This is a genomic window from Methylobacterium sp. HMF5984, from assembly GCF_045033435.1.
Taxonomy (GTDB): Bacteria; Pseudomonadota; Alphaproteobacteria; order Rhizobiales; family Beijerinckiaceae; genus Methylobacterium.
On record NZ_JBJFLN010000001.1, the window covers coordinates 4775980 to 4794694 of the forward strand.

14 protein-coding genes and 1 other RNA gene are annotated in these 18715 nt (G+C 72.7%); 6 read left to right on the forward strand and 9 right to left on the reverse strand.

Features of this window, described 5'->3' with window-relative positions; genetic code table 11:
* Positions 1 to 78 precede the first annotated feature (78 nt).
* Together ffs and ACFZ8E_RS23115 are read right to left on the reverse strand one after the other, a co-directional pair.
* Positions 79 to 177: signal recognition particle sRNA small type (ffs, locus tag ACFZ8E_RS23110), an RNA gene on the reverse strand.
* A gap of 100 nt (positions 178 to 277) precedes the next feature.
* The gene (locus ACFZ8E_RS23115; protein WP_405043902.1) at positions 278 to 1552 is read right to left on the reverse strand and encodes an O-antigen ligase family protein; all 1275 of its coding nucleotides are present in this window, start codon (positions 1550 to 1552) and stop codon (positions 278 to 280) included.
* Between the two features lie 218 nt (positions 1553 to 1770).
* Between ACFZ8E_RS23115 and ACFZ8E_RS23120 the strand changes: the two genes are divergently transcribed.
* Positions 1771 to 2652: a polysaccharide deacetylase family protein gene (locus ACFZ8E_RS23120; protein ID WP_405043903.1), complete on the forward strand. Its 882-nt coding sequence runs from the start codon at positions 1771 to 1773 to the stop codon at positions 2650 to 2652.
* Positions 2653 to 2770: 118 nt separating this feature from the next.
* Here ACFZ8E_RS23120 and ACFZ8E_RS23125 read toward each other — a convergent pair whose 3' ends face one another.
* Complete coding sequence (locus ACFZ8E_RS23125) at positions 2771 to 3457, reverse strand: YoaK family protein (RefSeq protein WP_243932591.1); 687 nt, start codon at positions 3455 to 3457, stop codon at positions 2771 to 2773.
* Positions 3458 to 3679: 222 nt separating this feature from the next.
* Between ACFZ8E_RS23125 and addA the strand changes: the two genes are divergently transcribed.
* The 3 genes from addA (at position 3680) to fghA (ending at position 9440) form a co-directional block, all read left to right on the forward strand.
* A complete protein-coding gene (gene addA / locus ACFZ8E_RS23130) occupies positions 3680 to 7132 on the forward strand; it encodes a double-strand break repair helicase AddA (RefSeq protein ID WP_405043904.1) in 3453 nt (1150 codons plus the stop codon).
* A 227-nt stretch (positions 7133 to 7359) separates the two neighbouring features.
* Positions 7360 to 8496 carry an S-(hydroxymethyl)glutathione dehydrogenase/class III alcohol dehydrogenase gene (locus ACFZ8E_RS23135; RefSeq protein ID WP_147727892.1) on the forward strand — a complete coding sequence of 379 codons (1137 nt, stop codon included), beginning with the start codon at positions 7360 to 7362 and terminating at the stop codon, positions 8494 to 8496.
* 110 nt (positions 8497 to 8606) lie between these two features.
* Positions 8607 to 9440, forward strand: a complete 834-nt coding sequence (gene fghA / locus ACFZ8E_RS23140; protein WP_405043905.1) for an S-formylglutathione hydrolase — start codon at positions 8607 to 8609, stop codon at positions 9438 to 9440.
* A 202-nt stretch (positions 9441 to 9642) separates the two neighbouring features.
* Here fghA and ACFZ8E_RS23145 read toward each other — a convergent pair whose 3' ends face one another.
* Entirely contained in the window at positions 9643 to 9888 is a 246-nt protein-coding gene (locus tag ACFZ8E_RS23145; protein WP_405043906.1) for a hypothetical protein, read from the reverse strand.
* A 176-nt stretch (positions 9889 to 10064) separates the two neighbouring features.
* Between ACFZ8E_RS23145 and ACFZ8E_RS23150 the strand changes: the two genes are divergently transcribed.
* On the forward strand, positions 10065 to 11123 hold the full coding sequence (locus ACFZ8E_RS23150; protein WP_405044440.1) for a YeiH family protein: 1059 nt from the start codon (positions 10065 to 10067) through the stop codon (positions 11121 to 11123).
* Positions 11124 to 11200: 77 nt separating this feature from the next.
* Positions 11201 to 12139 carry a dihydrodipicolinate synthase family protein gene (locus ACFZ8E_RS23155; RefSeq protein WP_405043907.1) on the forward strand — a complete coding sequence of 313 codons (939 nt, stop codon included), beginning with the start codon at positions 11201 to 11203 and terminating at the stop codon, positions 12137 to 12139.
* Positions 12140 to 12251: 112 nt separating this feature from the next.
* Here ACFZ8E_RS23155 and addB read toward each other — a convergent pair whose 3' ends face one another.
* Genes addB through tsaE form a run of 5 tightly spaced genes read right to left on the reverse strand, consistent with a single transcriptional unit; the run spans position 12252 to position 18699 of the window.
* A complete protein-coding gene (gene addB / locus ACFZ8E_RS23160; RefSeq protein WP_405043908.1) occupies positions 12252 to 15455 on the reverse strand; it encodes a double-strand break repair protein AddB in 3204 nt (1067 codons plus the stop codon).
* The gene (locus ACFZ8E_RS23165) at positions 15452 to 15919 is read right to left on the reverse strand and encodes a hypothetical protein (protein WP_405043909.1); all 468 of its coding nucleotides are present in this window, start codon (positions 15917 to 15919) and stop codon (positions 15452 to 15454) included. Before ACFZ8E_RS23165 ends, addB begins: the two co-directional genes overlap by 4 nt.
* Entirely contained in the window at positions 15916 to 16236 is a 321-nt protein-coding gene (locus tag ACFZ8E_RS23170) for a hypothetical protein (protein WP_243932598.1), read from the reverse strand. Before ACFZ8E_RS23170 ends, ACFZ8E_RS23165 begins: the two co-directional genes overlap by 4 nt.
* Before the next feature lie 40 nt (positions 16237 to 16276).
* Complete coding sequence (locus ACFZ8E_RS23175; RefSeq protein ID WP_147729627.1) at positions 16277 to 17038, reverse strand: nucleotidyltransferase family protein; 762 nt, start codon at positions 17036 to 17038, stop codon at positions 16277 to 16279.
* A 35-nt stretch (positions 17039 to 17073) separates the two neighbouring features.
* Positions 17074 to 18699 carry a tRNA (adenosine(37)-N6)-threonylcarbamoyltransferase complex ATPase subunit type 1 TsaE gene (gene tsaE / locus ACFZ8E_RS23180; protein WP_405043910.1) on the reverse strand — a complete coding sequence of 542 codons (1626 nt, stop codon included), beginning with the start codon at positions 18697 to 18699 and terminating at the stop codon, positions 17074 to 17076.
* Between the last annotated feature and the right edge of the window lie 16 nt (positions 18700 to 18715).

Genomic DNA, 18715 nt, shown 5'->3' on the forward strand with positions numbered 1-18715 from the left:
GGGTGCGTCTTCGCTCTTCGCGGTCGTGCCTTGGCCGCCGCTGCGGGCCGATCGACCCGCGGTTCCTGCGGTGGAACGAGGTGGGAGGCTGGACGAAGACCCGCTCGGTCTCGTTAGGGCTGCTTCCTTCCGGACCTGACCCGGTTGGCGAGTGAAACGTCCCTCGCCAACCTCCCGCGGCCTATATGGCGGGAGCTTCCGGCGATGGCAAGCGGGCGGGGCACCGGGTCCCCGGCTGCAACCCCCGGCGTCGACGGCCGGGCCGGACGCGGCGCGATCAGACCTGCGCGCCCGCCGGATCGCCGCTCCGCGTCATCGCGGAGGCCGCGAGCACGAGGGCGAAGCCGAACAGGAACACCTGGTTGATCGACAGCTCCTCGAACATCAGCGAGGGCACCATGAACAGCACCGTGTAGAACGGGAGCGGGCCGAACCGCTGGGGGGCGAGGACGATCCGGACCGTTCCGGCCAGGAAGGCGAGCACGACGAGGACGCCGCTCTGGAGCGCGAGGGTGACGACGGCGTTGTGCGGCGTGCCGACGCCGGCCATCATCAGCAGCTGGTTCTCCTTGGAGACGTTGCCGAGGCCGAACGGATGGGCGGCGGCAAGCTGCAGCCCGGCCGCGGTCGAATCGAGACGCTCGAGGATGTTGCTGTCGGCGTGGCTGTCCGCGACGAACCGCTTCTCGATCGCCGACTGGAGCTGCTCGGGGACGGGGGCATAGCCGGTGGCGCTGAACAGCATGACGAGCCCGCAGATGGCGGCGGCCCCCAGCAGCACGGCGTAGACGCTGACGCTCTTCCGGAGGATCAGCCCGAGTACGATCGCCGGCAGGAAGAGCCCGGCGCGGTTGTTGGTCAGCGGGAAGCTGACGAGCAGCGCGGCGAAATACGCGATGTAGATCGCGCTGCGGCCGGTGCGGTGCCAGAGGTAGGCCGCAGCGGCGCCGGCGAACGCGAAGACGTGCCCGGTCTCGTTGCCGGCGGCCCACAGGCCGCCGAGCTTGTCCTTCATGAACAGGACGAGTTCCGGCTCAAGGCCGTCGGTCGGCACCGCGAGCCCGACGCCGATGAGGTCGATGCCGGCCGAGGCTGCGACCAGGACCAGGAGCGACCCGGCGAAGCCTCCGAGCGTGCCGGCCGCGAAGCTGTCGGCGCCCGCCGGATCGCGGAGCAGGATCACGAGCTGGGTCGCCTGGACGAAGTACAGAAGCAGCACCAGGGTCAGGTACAGGTCGCCCTGCTGGACGTCGGCCTTCGCCAGCAGCGAGGCGACGAGCAGCATGACGACCACCCCGATCGGCAGGGCCCGCGCCAGGAGCGTGGACAGGATGCGCGGGCGGAGCAGGAAGTACGGGATCGTCAGGAAGGGCAGCGCGTCGGACAGGCGCATGAACGGCAGCCCGAAGGTCGAGGTCAGCACGTTGAACTGCAGCGCGAAGCCGACGCCGAGGATCACGAGCCGGTCTAGACGGCTCAGGGACGCGCCTCCGGACACTGCAACCGCACGCTGCGGCTCGGCCGGGACGATTCCTCCCTTGGCGATCCGCATGCACGCCTCCTCGAAGACCGGCACCCTCGGCGACCGGAGAGGGCCGACCTTGCACGGGATACGTTTGGAAAGGCTTGCGACGGCGGACGAAGAAAAGGCCTGATCCCGGCTGGCCGGCGGACGCTGCGGATTGCACGTCGCCGGTCCGTTGCCCCCCGCCCCTTCTACCCCATGTCCCGTCGCAGCATCCCCGAGTGCGTTCGGAAACCGGAGGACGGATGGACAGTTCGAAGGGCCACGGCCGCTACGGCTACAGCGCGCTGCCGGACCGGCCGCTCTACGACTGGCCGGGTGGCCGGCGCCTGGCGGTCTACGTCGCGCTCAACCTCGAGACCTTCGATTTCGGATCGGGGCTCGGCGCCGAGCTTGCCCCCGGCGGGCCGCAGCCCGACGTGCTGAACTACGCCTGGCGCGACTGGGGCAACCGGGTCGGGGCGTGGCGGATCAAGGCGATGCTCGACGCGCTCGCGCTGCCGGCGAGCGTCCTGGTCAACAGCCGCCTCTATGCGGATTGCCCCGGCCTGATCGAGGCCTTCCGCGCCCGCGGCGACGAGATCGTCGGGCACGGCCGCACCAACGCCGAGCGCCAGGGCAGCCTCGACGAGGCGGGCGAGCGCGCGCTGATCGCCGAGGCGACGGCGCTGCTGACCGAGCACGAGGGCCGCCCGCCCGCCGGCTGGCTCGGCCCGTGGATCTCGCAGTCGACGGCGACGCCCGACCTCCTGGCCGAGGCGGGCTATCGCTACCTGCTGGACTGGGCGCACGACGACCAGCCGACGTGGTTCGGGACCCGCGACGGCGGCCGCATCCTCTCGGTGCCCTACCCGCAGGAGCTGAACGACATCCCGGCGATCGTCGCCCGCAAGGAGACCGGGCGGCAATTCGCCGACGCGATCTCCGACGCCTTCGACGAGATGCTGGAGCAGTCGCGCCACGCGCCGCTGGTGATGGGGATCGCGCTCCACCCCTACATCGTCGGCCAGCCGCAGCGCCTGCGCCCCCTGCGCACGGTGCTGGCCCGCATCGCCGCTCACCGCGACACGGTCTGGCTCACCACCGCGGGCGCGATCGCCGAGCACGCGGTGCAGGTGATGGGCTGAGGCGGTCCCGTCGCGACGGGACCAGCACGGAGGACGGCGCCGCCTCACGTGAGGGCCTGAAGGCTCGCCGCGAGTGGTCAACCGAAGGCGGATGGTCCGCTCCGACCCAGTGCCCGGATCATCGCGGCGGGGTCGGGTCCGGAACGGCCAGCAACCCGATCAGCACCAGGGCCGGCACGAGCACGCACCAGAAGGACAGGGCGGCGACCCCGAACGCGCCGGCCAGGGCACCTGCCGCGAAGGCCAGCACCGCGGACAGCGTGCGCCGCAGGCGGGCGCCGGCCTGCGCGCCGAGCTTGGTCCCGCACAGGTGGTCGGTGATGTCGATGACGGCCTGCGTGACGTTCACGGTCATCACCGTCGTCGCGGCGAGGTGGCCGATCACCAGGCGCCCGATGCCGTTCTGGATGCCCATCGCGGCGACCCCGAGCATGCCGATGCCGATCGCCCGCGCGCCGTCCGGCGAGCCGAGCGGCGACAGGGCCGCGCCGAAGATCGCGAAGGCGATCAGGACGGCCGCCTCGAGGGCCAGCAAGGGGCGCAGCGGCGACGTCCCGCGCCGCTCCAACGCCAGGGCGATCAGGCGCGTGAGCGCGACGGCCAGGATGAAGGTCGGCAGGGCGAGCAGCTTGGCGAGGACGCCGGTCGAGGTCGAGACCAGCTCCGCGCCGATCAGGACGAAGTTGCCGGTGACGTGGGCGGTGAACAGGCCGGTCAGGGCGATGAAGGCGGCGGCGTCCACGAAGCCGGCGACGAAGGCGAGCCCGACGCCGATCACGGCGTCCCTGAGCGATGGGGTGAACACGATGCCTTGCTCTCCTGCCCGTCCGAGCCGGTCGCCGCTCGCCATCCGCCGAGCGCCCGGGGCGCGGACCTTCCAGGCGTCCGGGCCGGACCGCAAGCGGGCGCTCGCCGGGCCGAGCCCAGGCCGCGACACCGCCTCGCCGCGGCCGCGCTTGCGATCCGCGCGCCCACGCCCGATGGTCCGCCCGTCGCGGGCCGCGGGGCGGCCCCTGGGGATGCGTTCATGAGCCGCCAAGCGGGCGAGGCCTTCGTCGTCGATCCCGGAACCGAGGACGCGCAACGCCGCGCCGCCGACCCGCGCGCCTCGGCCTGGGTCTCGGCCAATGCCGGGGCCGGCAAGACCAAGGTGCTCACCGACCGGGTGGTGCGCCTGCTGCTCGACGGGGCCGCGCCGTCGCGCATCCTGTGCCTGACCTTCACCAAGGCCGCCGCCGCCAACATGTCGATCCGGATCTTCCGGACGCTGGGGCGTTGGGTGACCCTCGGCGACGCGGCGCTGTCGGCCGAGCTCGCCGCGCTCACGGGGCGCACCGCCTCGCCGACCGACCTCGATGCGGCGCGGCGCCTGTTCGCCCGCGCGGTCGAGACGCCGGGCGGGCTGAAGATCGAGACGCTGCACGCCCTGTGCGAGCGGCTGCTGCACATGTTCCCGTTCGAGGCCAACGTGCCCGCCCGGTTCGCGGTGCTGGACGAGAACCTGTCGCGCGAGATGTTCGCCAACGAGACCGACCAGGTGCTGGCCGCCGCAATCGGCGGCGACGCGCGGCTCGGCCACGCCCTCGACCTCGTGACGCCGGAGGCGACGGGCGATGCGCTGCGCAAGGCGATCCGGCAGGCCATGGCCGCGCGCACGGTGCTGGCCGCGCGGGGCGGGCTGACGCGGCAATTCGCCCGGCTCGGCACCGCCCTCGGCCTCGCCGCGGGCCAGACCGACGCGTCGCTGGTGGAGACGATCCTGAACGGCGGGATCTCCGACAAGTCGGCCTTCGCCGAGCGCCTGCGCACCGGCAAGGCGACCGACGAGAAGCTCGCCGACGGCCTGCTCGCGGCGGAGGCCGCCGACGGCCGGCCGGAGGCGCTCGACCTCTATCGCGCGGTGTTCTTCACCGCCAAGGACGAGCCGAAGGCCGACAAGAGCCTGGGCACCAAGGCGGTCCCCGAGGACGTGCGCGCGGCGCTGATCGACGAGCGCGACCGGCTCGCGCCGCTGTTCGACGCCCTGCGCAGCGCCCGGGCGCTCGCCCGCACCGAGGCGCTGTTCACCCTCGCCGCCGAGATCCACCGCCGGATCGAGGCGCAGAAGGCCAAGCTCGGGGCGCTGGATTTCGACGACCTGATCCACAAGACCCTCGACCTGCTCGCGCGGGTCGACGCCGCCTGGGTGCTGTACAAGCTCGACCGCGGCGTCGACCACGTGCTCGTGGACGAGGCGCAGGACACCAACCCGCAGCAATGGCAGATCCTCGACCGGATCACCGCCGAGTTCGCCACCGGCGCCGGCGCGCGCGAGACCCTGCGCACCCGCTTCGCCGTCGGCGACCCCAAGCAGTCGATCTACAGCTTCCAGGGCGCCGAGCCGCGCGAGTTCGCGACGATGCACGGCAAGTGGAAGGGCGAGGCGCGCTCGGCCAAGCTCCGGTTCGAGGACGTCGACCTGAAGCTGTCGTTCCGCTCGACGCTCGGCGTGTTGCGGGCGGTCGACGCCACCTTCCACCTGCCCGAGCACTACGACGGCCTCGGCTTCGACGATGCGGCGGTCGGCACCGTCCACACCACGGCGCGGGCCGGCGCGCCCGGCACCGTCGAGCTGTGGCCGATCGCCGAGCCGGTGGAGGAGGTCGAGCCCGACGCCTGGGCCGCGCCCGTGGACGCGCCGGAGGCCAACGCGCCGGCGATCGTTACCGCGCGCCGGATCGCCCGCGCGGTGCGGACCTGGGTCACTGCGGGCGACACCAGCGGCCGGGTCTGGCGGCCGGGCGAGGTGCTGGTGCTGGTGCGCAAGCGCGGGCCGGCCTTCGAGGAGGTGATCCGCGCGCTGAAGGGCGCCGGCGTGCCGGTCGCCGGCCAGGACCGGCTCGACGTCGGCGCGCACATCGCGGTGGCCGACCTCGTCTCGATCGGCCGCGCCGGGCTGCTGCCGGCCGACGACCTGACGCTGGCCTGCGCGCTGAAGACGCCGCTGGTCGGGCTCACCGACGAGGATCTCGTCCGCATCGCCGCCGGCCGCGACCGGTCCGAGACGCTGGAGGACGCGCTCGCCCGGCACGCGGACGCGGGCGACCCGGCCGCGATCGTCGGGCGCGAGGCGCTGGCCGGCTGGATCGCGGCCGCCGGCGCGCAGGGGCCGTTCGGGTTCTACGCCGCCCTGCTCGGGCCGGGCGAGGGCCGGGCCCGCCTCGTCGCGCGCCTCGGCGGCGAGGCGGGCGACGCGATCGACGTGTTCCTGCTCGGCGCGGCGCAGGCCGAGGCGGGCGCGGACGCACCCTCGCTCGCCGGCTTCCTGGCGCGCTACTGCGCCGGCGGCCGGGGCGAGGCCGGCCACACGGTCAAGCGCGACATGGAATCCGGCCGCGACGAGGTCCGGGTGATGACCGTGCACGGCGCCAAGGGCCTGGAGGCCCCGGTGGTGGTGATGATCGACGGCTGCGAGGCGCCGGGCGGCAACGACCCGCCGCTGCTGGCGATGCCGGGCGACGTCCCGCCGGTCTGGTCGAGCGCGAAGCCCTACGATTCCGAGGCGATCGGCGCGGCGCGAGAGACCCTGCACGCGCGGGCGCGGGAGGAGCACAACCGCCTGCTCTACGTGGCGATGACGCGGGCCGCCGACCGGCTCGTGGTCGCGCCGTTCCGCGGCCAGACGCCGGTGGGCCCGACCGCGTGGTGCGAGATGATCCGCACCGGGATGGTGCAGGCCTTCGGCGAGGGCGAGGCGGTGGAGACCGCCTACGGGCCGGCCACCCTGTGGCGGGACGGATCCGGGCCGGAGACCGGGACCGCGCCGGCCGAGGCGGCGCCCGAGCCCGGCGCTCTGCCGTCCTGGCTGCGCGAGCCGGTCGCGGCCGAGGCGGCCCCGGCGCCGCCGATCAGCCCGTCCGGCGCGATGCGCGCGGCCGACGGCGAGCGCCAGATCCCGCCGCGGCAGGCCGATGCCGAGGCGCGCCGGCGCGGCAAGCTGATCCACGCCCTGCTGGAGCACCTGCCGCGCCTCGACCCGGCCGGCCGCGAGAGCGCCGCGACCGCCTTCGTAGCCGCCCGCGCGCCGTCCTTCTCGCGCCCGAAGCGCGCGGCGATCGTGCAGGCGGCCCTGAACCTCATCGCGACGCCGGACCTCGCGCCGCTCTTCGCCCGCGAGGCGCGGGCCGAGGTCAGCCTGTCGGGGCGGGTCGTGGTCGCGGGCATCGAGCGGCCGGTCTTCGGCCGCATCGACCGCCTCGCGGTCGCCGACGGCACGGTGCGGCTCGCCGACTTCAAGACCGGCCGGCCGCCCGCCGAGGGCGCGCCGCCGCCGCGGCCCGAGACCGCGCAGATCGCCCTCTACGCCCGCCTGCTCGCGCGGATCTACCCGGACCACGCGATCCGCCCGATGCTGGTCTGGACCTCGGGACCGGTGATCCGGCTCCTGAGCGAGGCGGAGATCGCGGAGGCGCTGGCCGGGCTCGGGCTGGCCGCGGCGTGACGCGGCCGCACGCGGCAGGGTCCTGAGCGGCCGGGTCCTGAGCGCCCGGGTCCGCGCCTGCGGCGGGGTCCCCCTGCGGAAATGGCGGTTGCGTCTGAGGCCGAGAACCAGCATCAGGCGTCTCGTATTTCGGGCCGTTCGGATCGCCGCCGCCAGGTGGAGCGATCCGAAGCGCCGTCGCCTGTCGACGCCGTCCGTTATCGTCCAGGCACAGGGAACCCGACATCATGAAGACGCGCGCAGCCGTGGCGTGGGAGGCGAAGAAGCCGCTCACGATCGAGACCATCGACATCGAGGGGCCGAAGGCCGGCGAGGTCCTCGTCGAGGTGATGGCCACCGGCATCTGCCACACCGACGCCTACACCCTCTCGGGCCTCGACTCGGAGGGCAAGTTCCCGGCGATCCTCGGCCACGAGGGCGCGGGCATCGTCCGCGAAATCGGCGCCGGCGTCACCGACCTGAAGGTCGGCGACCACGTGATCCCGCTCTACACGCCCGAATGCCGCGGCTGTAAGTCCTGCCTGTCGCAGCGCACCAACCTCTGCACCGCGATCCGCGCGACGCAGGGCCAGGGCGTGATGCCCGACGGCACCAGCCGCTTCTCCTGCGTCTCCACCGGCGGCAGCCCGGGCGGGTCCGACACCCTGTTCCACTACATGGGCTGCTCGACCTTCTCGAACTTCACCGTGCTGCCGGCGATCGCGCTGGCGAAGATCCGCGAGGACGCCCCCTTCGACAAGGTCTGCTACATCGGCTGCGGCGTCACCACCGGCATCGGCGCGGTGATCTACACCGCGAAGGTCTGGCCCGGCGCCAACGTCGTGGTGTTCGGCCTCGGCGGCATCGGCCTTAACGTGCTCCAGGCCGCGCGGATGGTGGGGGCCGACAAGATCATCGGCGTCGACATCAATCCCGACAAGCAGGAGATGGCGCGCAAGTTCGGGATGACGCACTTCATCAACCCGAAGGAGGTCGGCAACGATCACGTCGTCGCGGCGATCCTCGACGCCACCGGCGGCGGCGCCGACTTCTCGTTCGACTGCACCGGCAACGTCCACGTGATGCGCCAGGCGCTCGAGTGCTGCCACCGCGGCTGGGGCGAGTCGATCGTCATCGGCGTGGCGGAGGCCGGCAAGGAGATCTCGACCCGCCCGTTCCAGCTCGTCACCGGCCGCGTCTGGAAGGGCTCGGCCTTCGGCGGGGCGCGGGGCCGCACCGACGTGCCGAAGATCGTCGACTGGTACATGGAGGGCAAGATCAACATCGACGACCTGATCACCCACACCATGCCGCTCGACGAGATCAACCACGGCTTCGACCTGATGCACGAGGGCAAGTCGATCCGCTCGGTGGTGCTGTACTAGGACCGACACTCGGACCGACGCGCGCTTCCCTCCCCCCTCTGCGGGGGAGGGAGGAGCCTGTATCGACCCATCGGCCGGTAACGGCCCCAGAGCCCCCAGGAGATCACCCCATGGAAACCGTCTCGAAGGCCCTCTCGCACGGTGGCGTCCAGGGCGTGTACAAGCATGACGCGACGACCACCGGCTGCCCGATGACCTTCGCGGTCTTCGTGCCGCCCCAGGCCAAGGACGGCCCGGTGCCGGTGCTGTGGTACCTCTCGGGGCTGACCTGCACCCACGCCAACGTCATGGACAAGGGCGAGTACCGGCAGGCCGCCGCCCGCCACGGCGTGATCGTCGTCGCGCCCGACACCTCGCCCCGCGGCGAGGGCATTCCCGACGAGGCCGGCAACTGGCAGTTCGGCTCCGGCGCGGGCTTCTACCTCGACGCGACGCAGGCACCCTATTCCGCGAACTACCGGATGTGGAGCTACGTCACCGAGGAGCTTCCGGCGCTGGTCGCGAAGAACTTCCCCGCCGACATGAGCCGCCAGGGCATCTTCGGCCACTCAATGGGCGGGCACGGCGCGCTCACGATCGCGCTGACCTATCCCGACCGCTTCAAGTCCTGCTCGGCCTTCGCGCCGATCGCCCAGCCCTCTACGGCGGGCTGGTCGAAGCCGGCCTTCGAGAAGTATCTCGGCACGGACGCGGCGGCCTGGCGCGCCCACGACGCCACCGCGCTGATCGAGGACGGGCACCGCTTCCCCGAGTTCCTCGTCGACCAGGGCACCGCCGACAGCTTCCTTCAGGACGGGCTGCGGCCGTGGCTGCTGGAAGAGGCCTGCAAGAAGGCCGGCATCGCGCTGACCCTCAACATGCGCGAGGGCTACGACCACTCCTACTCCTTCATCTCCAGCTTCATGGACGACCACATCGCCTGGGCCGCCGCCCGGCTGAAGTGACAAAAAACCCTCCCGCGATCGGGCGATCGCGGGAGGGTTTTTGCTTTCGGCGTCGTCACGACGGCTCACGCCGCGACGGCACGCGTCGAACGATGATCGCGGTCGTCCCATCCATGAGGCCTTCGGCGGACGTCGGGCCTCGACGTGCAGGATGACAGGAATGGACCGCGTCGCGGTGTGCCCGCTGGCGGCCGGCCTGAAATCAGCGGAGGGCCGTGACCTGCACGGGCGCCGCGTCCGCGACCTGCGAAGAGGCCTGATCCGCCAAGTAGATCCGACCGCCGACGAACAGAAGCGCCAGAGCCCAGAACACCAGGGCCGCACGGCGCGTCTCACGGTAGCTGCCGGCTGCGCCCACGGCCTTCGCATCGACGCAGGCGCGCGGCATCTCCATCGGCTCGCCGAAGGGATCGTAGGCGGTCGTGCGCTGGTCGAGCTGAGCGGTCATGATGAGAGATGTCGCGCTTGGCCGCCCCCGGATCAATGGTTGCGTCTCCCGAAGATTCCTTGACAAAGAGAGGCCTCTTCTCCGCTGGATCGTTGGCGTGGAAGTTCGTTCCTCGACGCATCCCCGGATGTGGAATCCGCCGAGCGAGAGGCCGCGTGACCGCAGACTCGAAGCCGATGACCCCGCCCGCGCACGCCGCGCCCACGGTCGCCGCCGGCCCGTTCGCGCTGCTGCCGGGCATCCTCGTCTGCGTCGCGATCACCGGGATCGCGATGGGCGTGCAGGCGGTCGAGGAGCGCGCGCTCGACCATCCGTATATCGAGGCGCTGGTGATCGCGATCCTGCTCGGCATCGCGCTCCGCAGCGCGTGGGTGCCGGGGGCGCGCTTCCGCAGCGGCATCGCCTTCAGCGCCAAGCAGCTGCTCGAGCTCGCCGTGACGCTGCTCGGCGCCTCCCTGAGCCTCGGGGCGATCGTCGCCTCCGGCCCGGCGCTGCTCACCGGCATCGTCGGCACGGTGATCCTGACGATCGCGGCGAGCTACGGCATCTGCCGCCTGCTGGCGCTTCCGGCGCGGATGGCGATCCTCGTCGCCTGCGGCAACGCGATCTGCGGCAACTCGGCGATCGCCGCCGTCGCCCCGGTGATCGGGGCCGACAACAAGGACATCGCCGCCGCGATCGCCTTCACCGCCGTGCTCGGCGTGCTGATGGTGCTCGGCCTACCGCTGTTCGTGCCGTTGGCCCACCTGTCCGACAACCAGTACGGCGTGCTCGCCGGGCTCACCGTCTACGCGGTGCCGCAGGTGCTGGCCGCCACCGTGCCGGTGAGCCTCGTCAGCACCCAGGTCGGCACCCTGGTCAAGCTGGTGCGCGTGCTGATGCTCGGCCCAGTGGTGCTCACCTTCTCGCTGATCGCCCGCCGGCTGCCGGCCGAGGGCGGCGCGGCGGCCCGGCCCGGGCGCCTGAGCCTGACCAAGCTCGTGCCGTGGTTCATCGTCGGCTTCCTGGTGCTGGCGAGCCTGCGCTCCCTCGGCCTGATCCCCGACGCGGCCGCGCTTCCGCTGACGAGGCTCGCCGGCATCCTCACCATCGTCTCGATGGCCGCGCTCGGCCTCGGCGTCGACGTGCGCATCCTCGCGCGCGTCGGCGGACGCGTCACCGCCGCCGTCACCGGCTCGCTCCTCGTGCTCATCGGTATCAGCCTCGTGCTGATCCGGGCCCTCGGCATCGCCTGAGCGGCTGCGACGCCACCGCCGAGTCGGTCTATCGTCCGCGTTCCTCGTCCCGACGCCGTCACGAAGGATCAAACCCCATGCGCCTCGATGCCTCCGAACGCGGCGTCTTCCCGATCGCCCCGACGCCGTTCCACCCGGACGGCCGCATCGACCACGGCTCGATCGACCGGCTGACCGACTTCTACGCCGCGAACGGCGCCACCGGCCTCACCGTGCTCGGGGTGATGGGCGAGGCGCCCAAGCTCGACCAGGGCGAGGCGCTCGACGTCGCCCGACGCTTCATCGTGCGGGCGAAGGGCCTGCCGGTGATCGTCGGCGTCTCGGCGCCGGGCTTCGCCGCGATGGCGTCGCTGGCCCGCAGCGCGATGGATGCGGGCGCGGCCGGGGTGATGATCGCGCCGCCCAGTTCCCTGCGCACGGACGACCAGATCGTCGCCTACTACGCGCAGGCCGCCGAGGCGATCGGCGCCGACGTGCCGTTCGTGATCCAGGACTATCCCCTCACCTTCACCGTGGTGATGACGCCGGGCGTGATCCGCCGGATCGTCAACGACAACCCGGCCTGCGGGATGCTCAAGCACGAGGACTGGCCGGGGCTCGAGAAGATCTCGGCTTTGCGCGGCTTCGAGGCGGAGGGCTCGATGCGGCACATTTCGATCCTGTGCGGCAACGGCGGCCTGTTCCTCGATTTCGAGACCGAGCGCGGCGCCGACGGGGCGATGACCGGCTACGCCTTCCCCGACATGCTCGCCGACGTGGTCCGCCTCTCGGCCGCCGGCGAGCGCGACGCCGCCCACGACCTGTTCGACGCCCATCTGCCGCTGCTGCGCTACGAGCAGCAGCCCGGCATCGGGCTGGCGGTGCGCAAATACGTCATGGCGCGCCGCGGGCTGATCGCCTCCGCCGCCCAGCGCAAGCCCGGCGGCACGCTGGGCCCGAAGGCGGTCGCCGAGGTCGAGTACCTGCTCGGCCGGCTCGCCCGCCACGATCCCCGCGCGGCGCTGGCGCCGGTCTGAAGCCTCGGTTCGCCGACGGATAGATTCGGAGGCTGCTCTCGCGCCTTTCCCTCCCCCCACTGCGGGGGAGGGAGACGCGTGCATCCGCTCCGATCGACCGGAGGCAACCGGATCAGCCCTCGCCATCTCCCCCGAGCGACCATTCGCCGACGCGGGCGAGGTGGTCGTAGTCGCCGTAGGACTTGGCGTACTTCGCGTAGGGCCGCGAGGTGTAGGCGGCCTGCCCGGTCATGAAACGGGCGACGAGCCCCCTCAGGCGGGTGGCGTGCTCCTCGACGATCTCCGCCACGGTGCGCGGATCGCCCTTCGGCGGCTTCACGGCCAGCGGCACGAACGGCTTCCGCCCGCCCGAGGCGTGGACGTAGAGCAGGTCCGGCGTCGCGTTCGTCGCCGGAAACCCATCGAACGCGCCGTGCATCAGCATCGCCGCCTCCAGGGTGAGCTGCGGTGAGAAGCCGGCAAAGATCTCGCGGGCCGAGGGCGGCGCACCGGTCTTGAAGTCGACGATGCAGGCGCCGTCCGCCCCGCGCTCGATCCGGTCGGCGCGCGCCCGGAGCGTGAAGGTCTCAGGCCCGAGCGGGATCGCCCACCGTCCGAAGATCTCGGGCTCGACCCGCGCGAGGGTCGCCCGCCGCGCGATCTCCCAGGGAAGGTAGACGGCGGCCATGCGCTCGTAGCGCGGCCACCACTCGGCGTAGAGCTCGGGGTAGGTGTCGGCGGTGCCGGCGAAGGCCTCGACCGCGATCTGGTTGAGCCGTTCCCAGGCGATTGCGGGATCGGGCAGCGCATCGGGATAGCGCTCGGCGAATCGGCCGAAGATCGCGTGGATCATGGTGCCGCGGTCCCCCGCGCCGGGCCGCTCGGCCACCGCCTCGAGCGGATCGAGCCCGAGCACGTGGCGGGCGAAGACGGCGTAGGGGTCGCGCACCAGCGTCTCGATCTCGGTGACGCTGAGGCTGCGCGGGAACAGGGCCGGGTCGGGCTTGGGCTTCGGCTGGGTCAGGCGCGGCTGCGCGGGCGCCGTGTCGAGCACGCGCGCATAGCCGGCAAAGCGCCGGCCGGCGTCGAGGGTGGCCGCCCAGGCCGCCTCACCGGCGAAGGCGCGGATGCGCTGGAGGAAGCGCGACGGCACGGTCGGCGAGCCCTCGCGCTTGGCCGCGCGGGTGATCACCGCGTCGCGGCAGCCGAGGGCCTGGACGAAGTCGTGCGCCGCCTGGCCGAGCTGGCGCTCGGGCGGGTTGAGGCCGATGCGTTCGCGCATCGGCCGGTTGAGGAAGGGATCCGTGGTGGTCTTGCCGGGCCAGACGCCCTCGTCGAGCCCGGCGAGCACGACGCGGTCGTAGTGCATCAGGCGCGATCCGAGCGGATCGAGGATGCTCAGGCGCGGATGCGGCGCCGGCCCGGCGCAGGGCACGGTGCGGTCGGCGGCGAGCGTGGTGAGAAAGGCGGGGTAGTCGTCGAAGCTCCCCGGCAGCAGCGCCGCGTCGGCCTCGGCGCGGTGGCCGACGAGGTTCCGCACGTCGTCGAACAGCGTGTCGAGGCAGTTCAGCGAGGCATCGGCGATCGGCTCGGCCACCTCCGCCGGCCGCGCCAGCAGCGCCTCGCACACCTCGGCATGGAGGCGCGCCGCCTCGACGAGATCGCAGGCGGCCGCCTCGGCGCCGCAGGGGCCGGCGAACGCGGCGAGCGGTGCGAACGCGGCCTCGAGCTGATCGAGGATCGTCGCCGCCAGGTCCCAATCGCGGTCGCCGAGGCGCTGCTTGGCCCGGGGCTGGTGCCTGTGCGGGGCGGCGCGTTGGACGGCGAGCGCATCCTTGAGCCCCTGGAAGCTGCCGGCCGGCGCCGGGCCGCGCAGCACGCCGATCTCCAGGGCCGCCGCGCCGCGCACGACGTCGCCGCGCGGGAGGCCGAGGCCGACCAGCGGATGGGCCAGGAGCGCGATGATCCGCGCCGGGATCGCGTCGCCCTGCTCTCGGTGGAGGTCGACGGCGAGTTCCGCCGAGAGGCGCGCCATCCGGCCCGCCGCGCTGCGGCTGAGAGCGAGACCGGCGCCGTCCTCGGCGACGATGTCCCAGCGGGCGAGCTCGGCGGCGACCCGCATGGCGAGCGCCCGGTCGGGCGTGATCAGCGCGGCGGTCCGGCCCGGCGCGGCGAGCGCCTCGCGCAGGGCGACGGCGGCCATCAGTGCCTCGTCGCGCTCGTCGGCCGCCTCGGCGACGGCGAGCCCCGCCAGACCCTGCCGGCCGAGGGTCTCGCGCGCCGTCCCGTCGAGGCGCGCCCAGGCATCCGTGGTCTCGGCCGGGCGCAGGGCCTGCGACAGCAGCGCGGCGCGGGCGGTCACCTCGGGATCGTGGCCGCCGAGGTCGACGACCGCGTCCCGCGCGACGCCGAGGCAGCCGGGGCCGAGCAGCCGATGCAGCACGGCCTGCGGGTGGCCGTGGGCGATCTCGCGCTCGAAGCCTGCGCCGGTCTCGATCGCGTCCCAGCCGGCCGCGTCGAGATCCAGGTCGAGGCCGGGGAGCATCACCGCGCCGTGCGGCAGGCCCGCCACCGCGGCGATGAGCTTGGCGGTGGCCGGCACCGAGCCGGTCGAGCCGGCGATCACCACCGGGTCGCGCGGACGCTCGCGGGTGAGGCGGGCGGCCTCCGCCAGCACGAGGTCGCGCGCCCGCGAGACCGGATCGGTGAGGCCGCGCTCGGCCAGGATCCGCGGCCAGTTCTCCGCGGCGATCCGGACGAAATCGAGGGTCAGGCCGAAATAGCGCGAGTACTCGGCCTCGACGGCACCCGCGATCTCGGACCAGGGCAGGCCCTCGACGGTCAGCGCGTCCATCAGCCCTTCGAGGTCGGCGGCGAGCGCCACCGCGTCGGCGGGCGAGGCCGGCACCAGGAACGGCACCTCCTCGTCGATCGGCAGCAGCGAGCGGTCGACCGCCTGCGCCCAGGACTGCACCAGCCGGGCGAGGATCAGCCGGCGCTCAAGCTTCTGCATCTCCGGGTCGAGGCCGACGGCGGCGTTCGCGACCAGCGGCATCGCGGCGAGATCCAGCTCGGCCTCGTCCGCCTCGCCGAGCGGGATCATCCGCGGCAGCAAGGCCGCCTCGCCCAGCCGCGCCGCCAGGCGCTTGGCCAGCTCCTTCGCCACGCCCGGCGTCGGCAGGTAGATCGTGACGGCGGCGAGCGCGAGCGGGTCGCGCCCGAGATCGCCGACGAGGCGCCCGTCGAGCAGCGCATCGACCAGCGTCGGCAGGAACGGCGCGCCGCGGGTGATGGTGAAGACGTGGGCGTGTGGGTCGGTCGGGTCGATCTGGGTCAACCGAGGATCCGTTCGCGCTCGTGCGAGAAGTTGAGCACCTTCCTGCCCGACATCGCGCTGGTGCGGTAGAGGTGGAGGTCGTCGGTGATCAGGGTGACGTCCGGCTCCCGCACGTTCGGGATCGAGACGTCGTTGAGGGGCAGCCTGTCGAAGTCGACGGAACCGACGGCATCCGCGCTCGGCGCATACGTCTCCGACGCCGCCTCCGCGTAGGAACGGAACGCCTCGAGAACCGGAGCCAGGCGGGCCTGGTCGAATTGTCGGATCAGGTACGCGGTCTCGACAAGGACGTTCGGCGTGGCGACGAAGATCGCCGCATCCCCGATCCGGAGCTTCAGCAGCACGAAGTCGTCGATCGTGTGGACGCGCGCGCGCCGATGCGCGGCGATGTATGATCGGGAGACGGTCCCGACGAAGAGCAGCAGAAGCAGGTTCGTGTCGACGAGCAGGCGTCCGGCACTCAAGGTTCGACCCGGCGGTTGGTGACGGAGACGACGCGGCCGTCATCGTCCTTGAGGTGCACCACCTGGTAGGATCGTTTCGGATCGAGATCGCGCCCGAGAGCGGTCACGAGCGGCTCGGACGCGTCCCAGGGCCGCGAAAACCTGACGGTGATGAGCCGCTGGTTCAGCGCGTCGTCGAACCGGATCTCCTCGAGACCGATGTTCGTCGGCTGCTCGGCATCGAAGACCGCGGCGACGTAGTCTTTCGCCTTGGAAACCGCTTCCTTCACGTCCACCGAGACCTCCGCAGCGACCAGGGCCATCCTCGATGCGAGCAATCTAGAGGTTCCGCATCCGTTCCTCAAACGGAATCGCGGCTCACCCCTCCTGCGCGCTCACCCGCACGCGCTCCTCGGCGGCGCGGATCGCGTCGGGCGTGCCGACGTGGAGCCATTGCCCGTCGAGCCGCAGCCCGGACAGGCGGCCCGCCGCGATCGCCCGGTCGAACAGCAGGTTGAGCGAGAACGCGCCGTCCGGCGTGTCGGCGAACAGCTCCGGCTTCACGATGGCGACGCCCGCGTAGATGAAGGGGGCCACCCGGCGCTCGCCGCGCCGCTCCAGCCGGCCGTCGGCGTCCATGACGAAGTCGCCCGAGCCCTCGTAGCCGAGGCTCGTGGTGGTCGGCGCCACCAGGAGCAGGATGTCCATCCGCGCCGCGTCCCAGGCCTCGATGAGCCGGGCGAGGTTCGGGGTCGGGCCCTCCAGCCAGAACGAATCCGAGTTGAACACCACGAAGGGGTCCGCGCCGACCAGGGCGAGCGCCTTCTTCACGCCGCCGCCGGTCTCGAGCAGGGTCTCGCGCTCGTCGGACACGACGATCTTCGGAAGGCCGACGCGCTTGGCCAGGTGCCCCTCGATCAGGTCCGGCAGGTAGTGGACGTTGACCACCGCGGTCTCGATCCCGCCCTCCGCCGCCCGGTCGAGGGCGTGGTCGATCAGCGCCTTGCCCGCGACCTCCACCAGGGGCTTCGGCACCGTGGCGGTGACCGGGCGCATGCGCTTGCCCAGGCCCGCGGCGAGGACGAAGGCGCGGGTGATCGCGGCTTGCGCGGTCGGCGGCGAGGCGGGGGTGTCGCTCATGCGCGGGGCTCGCGAAGGAGAGGTCGGACGGCGGTTCAGGCGGGCTCGGCCGGCGGCTCGGCGCGTCCGAGCAACCCCGGAAGGTGCTGCAGGTGCCAGTCCCGCAGGGACGCCAGCGCCGGGTGGGCGAGGTTGCGGGCGAGGTAGCCCTCGATCCGCGGGATGTGGGCGAGGTAGGCCGGCTTTCCGTCGCGCAGGTTCAGCCGGGCGAAGATGCCGAGGATCTTGGTGGCGCGCTGCGCCGCCAGGATGGCGTAGGCGGTGGCGAAGCCCTGCACGTCGAAGGCCGGATCGCGGGCGCGGCGCTCGCGGGCGTAGAGCCCGAGCAATCTGAGCTCGAACTCGGCGTTGGCGTCGACGCGGGCGTCCTGCAGCAGCGAGGCGACGTCGTAGGCCGGGTGGCCGAGCACCGCGTCCTGGAAGTCGATCACGCCGATGCGCTCCAGCCCGTCGCGCTCGGGGAGCCAGATCAGGTTGGGGGAATGGTAGTCGCGCAGCGTCCAGGTCGGGCGGGCGGGCACGGCGCCCTTCAGCACCTCGGCCCAGAGCGCGCCGAACGCGTCCCGCGCCTCGGGCGGGAGCGTGACGCCGCGCAGCGCCGGGGCATACCAGTCCGGCAGCAGCTCGGTCTCGAACAACAGCGCCTCGGCATCGTAGGCCGGGATCACGTGGTCGATGCCGTCCGCCACCGGCAGCACGCCCGGCAGCTCGACCGCGTGGAGCTTGGCGAGCAGGCGCGTCGCCTCGGCGTAGCGCTCGGGCCGCGGGCCGGCGGCGTCGACCACCGGCTCGGTGCCGAGGTCCTCGAGGATCAGCAGCCCGGTGTCGAGGTCCTCGCCGTAGATGCGCGGCGCCGAGAAGCCGAGCGCCCGCAGGCCCCGGTCGATCGCGACGAAGGCGTGGACGCTCTCGGCGAGCTTGACGATCGCGCTATAGGGCTTTCCGTCGCGCACCGGCGGCCCGTCGGCGCGCGGCGGCGAGATCATCAGCACCGCCGAGCGGCCGTCGGGATGCGTCAGGCGCTCGTAGGCGCGCGACGACGCGTCGCCCTGCATCAGGGTGCGGGTCGCCTCGTCCCAGCCGCTGCGGGCGAGAAGGGCGCGGACCGCGCGCGCCCGGTCGAGGCGGGCGCGCATGCCTTCGGTGCCGGAGATGCGGGCGAAGCGCGAGCCCTCGCCGAACTCGGGCCGCAGCGACAGGTCGATCGACAGGACCGGCCCCTCGCGCGGCGGAAGCCGCTCGGGCCACTCGACCAGCGTGATCGCGGCCTCGGTCATCTCGTCGAAACCGAGCTCGACCAGTTCGTCCGCGCTGCGCAGCCGGTAGAGGTCGGCATGGACGATCGCGCCGAGGCGACCCTCGTAGGGCTGGATCAGCGTGAAGGTCGGGCTCGGGACCTCGAGGCTCGGATCGTCGGCAAGCTCGCGGATCAGCGCGCGCGCCAGCGTGGTCTTGCCGCCGCCGAGGCCGCCCGAGAGCGCGACGAGGTCGCCCGGCATCAGGAACTCGGCCAGGAACAACCCGAGATCCTCGGTCGCGCCCTCCTCCGGCAGGACGATCTCCCAGGCCGGCGGCTGCGCGTCCGCGGGGGGCGTGCCCGGCGAGGGGGCTGCGCCCGAGACGGCACCCTGCCAGTCGTGATCGGGATCGTCCTCGCCCAAAACCGTCAACCTCCGA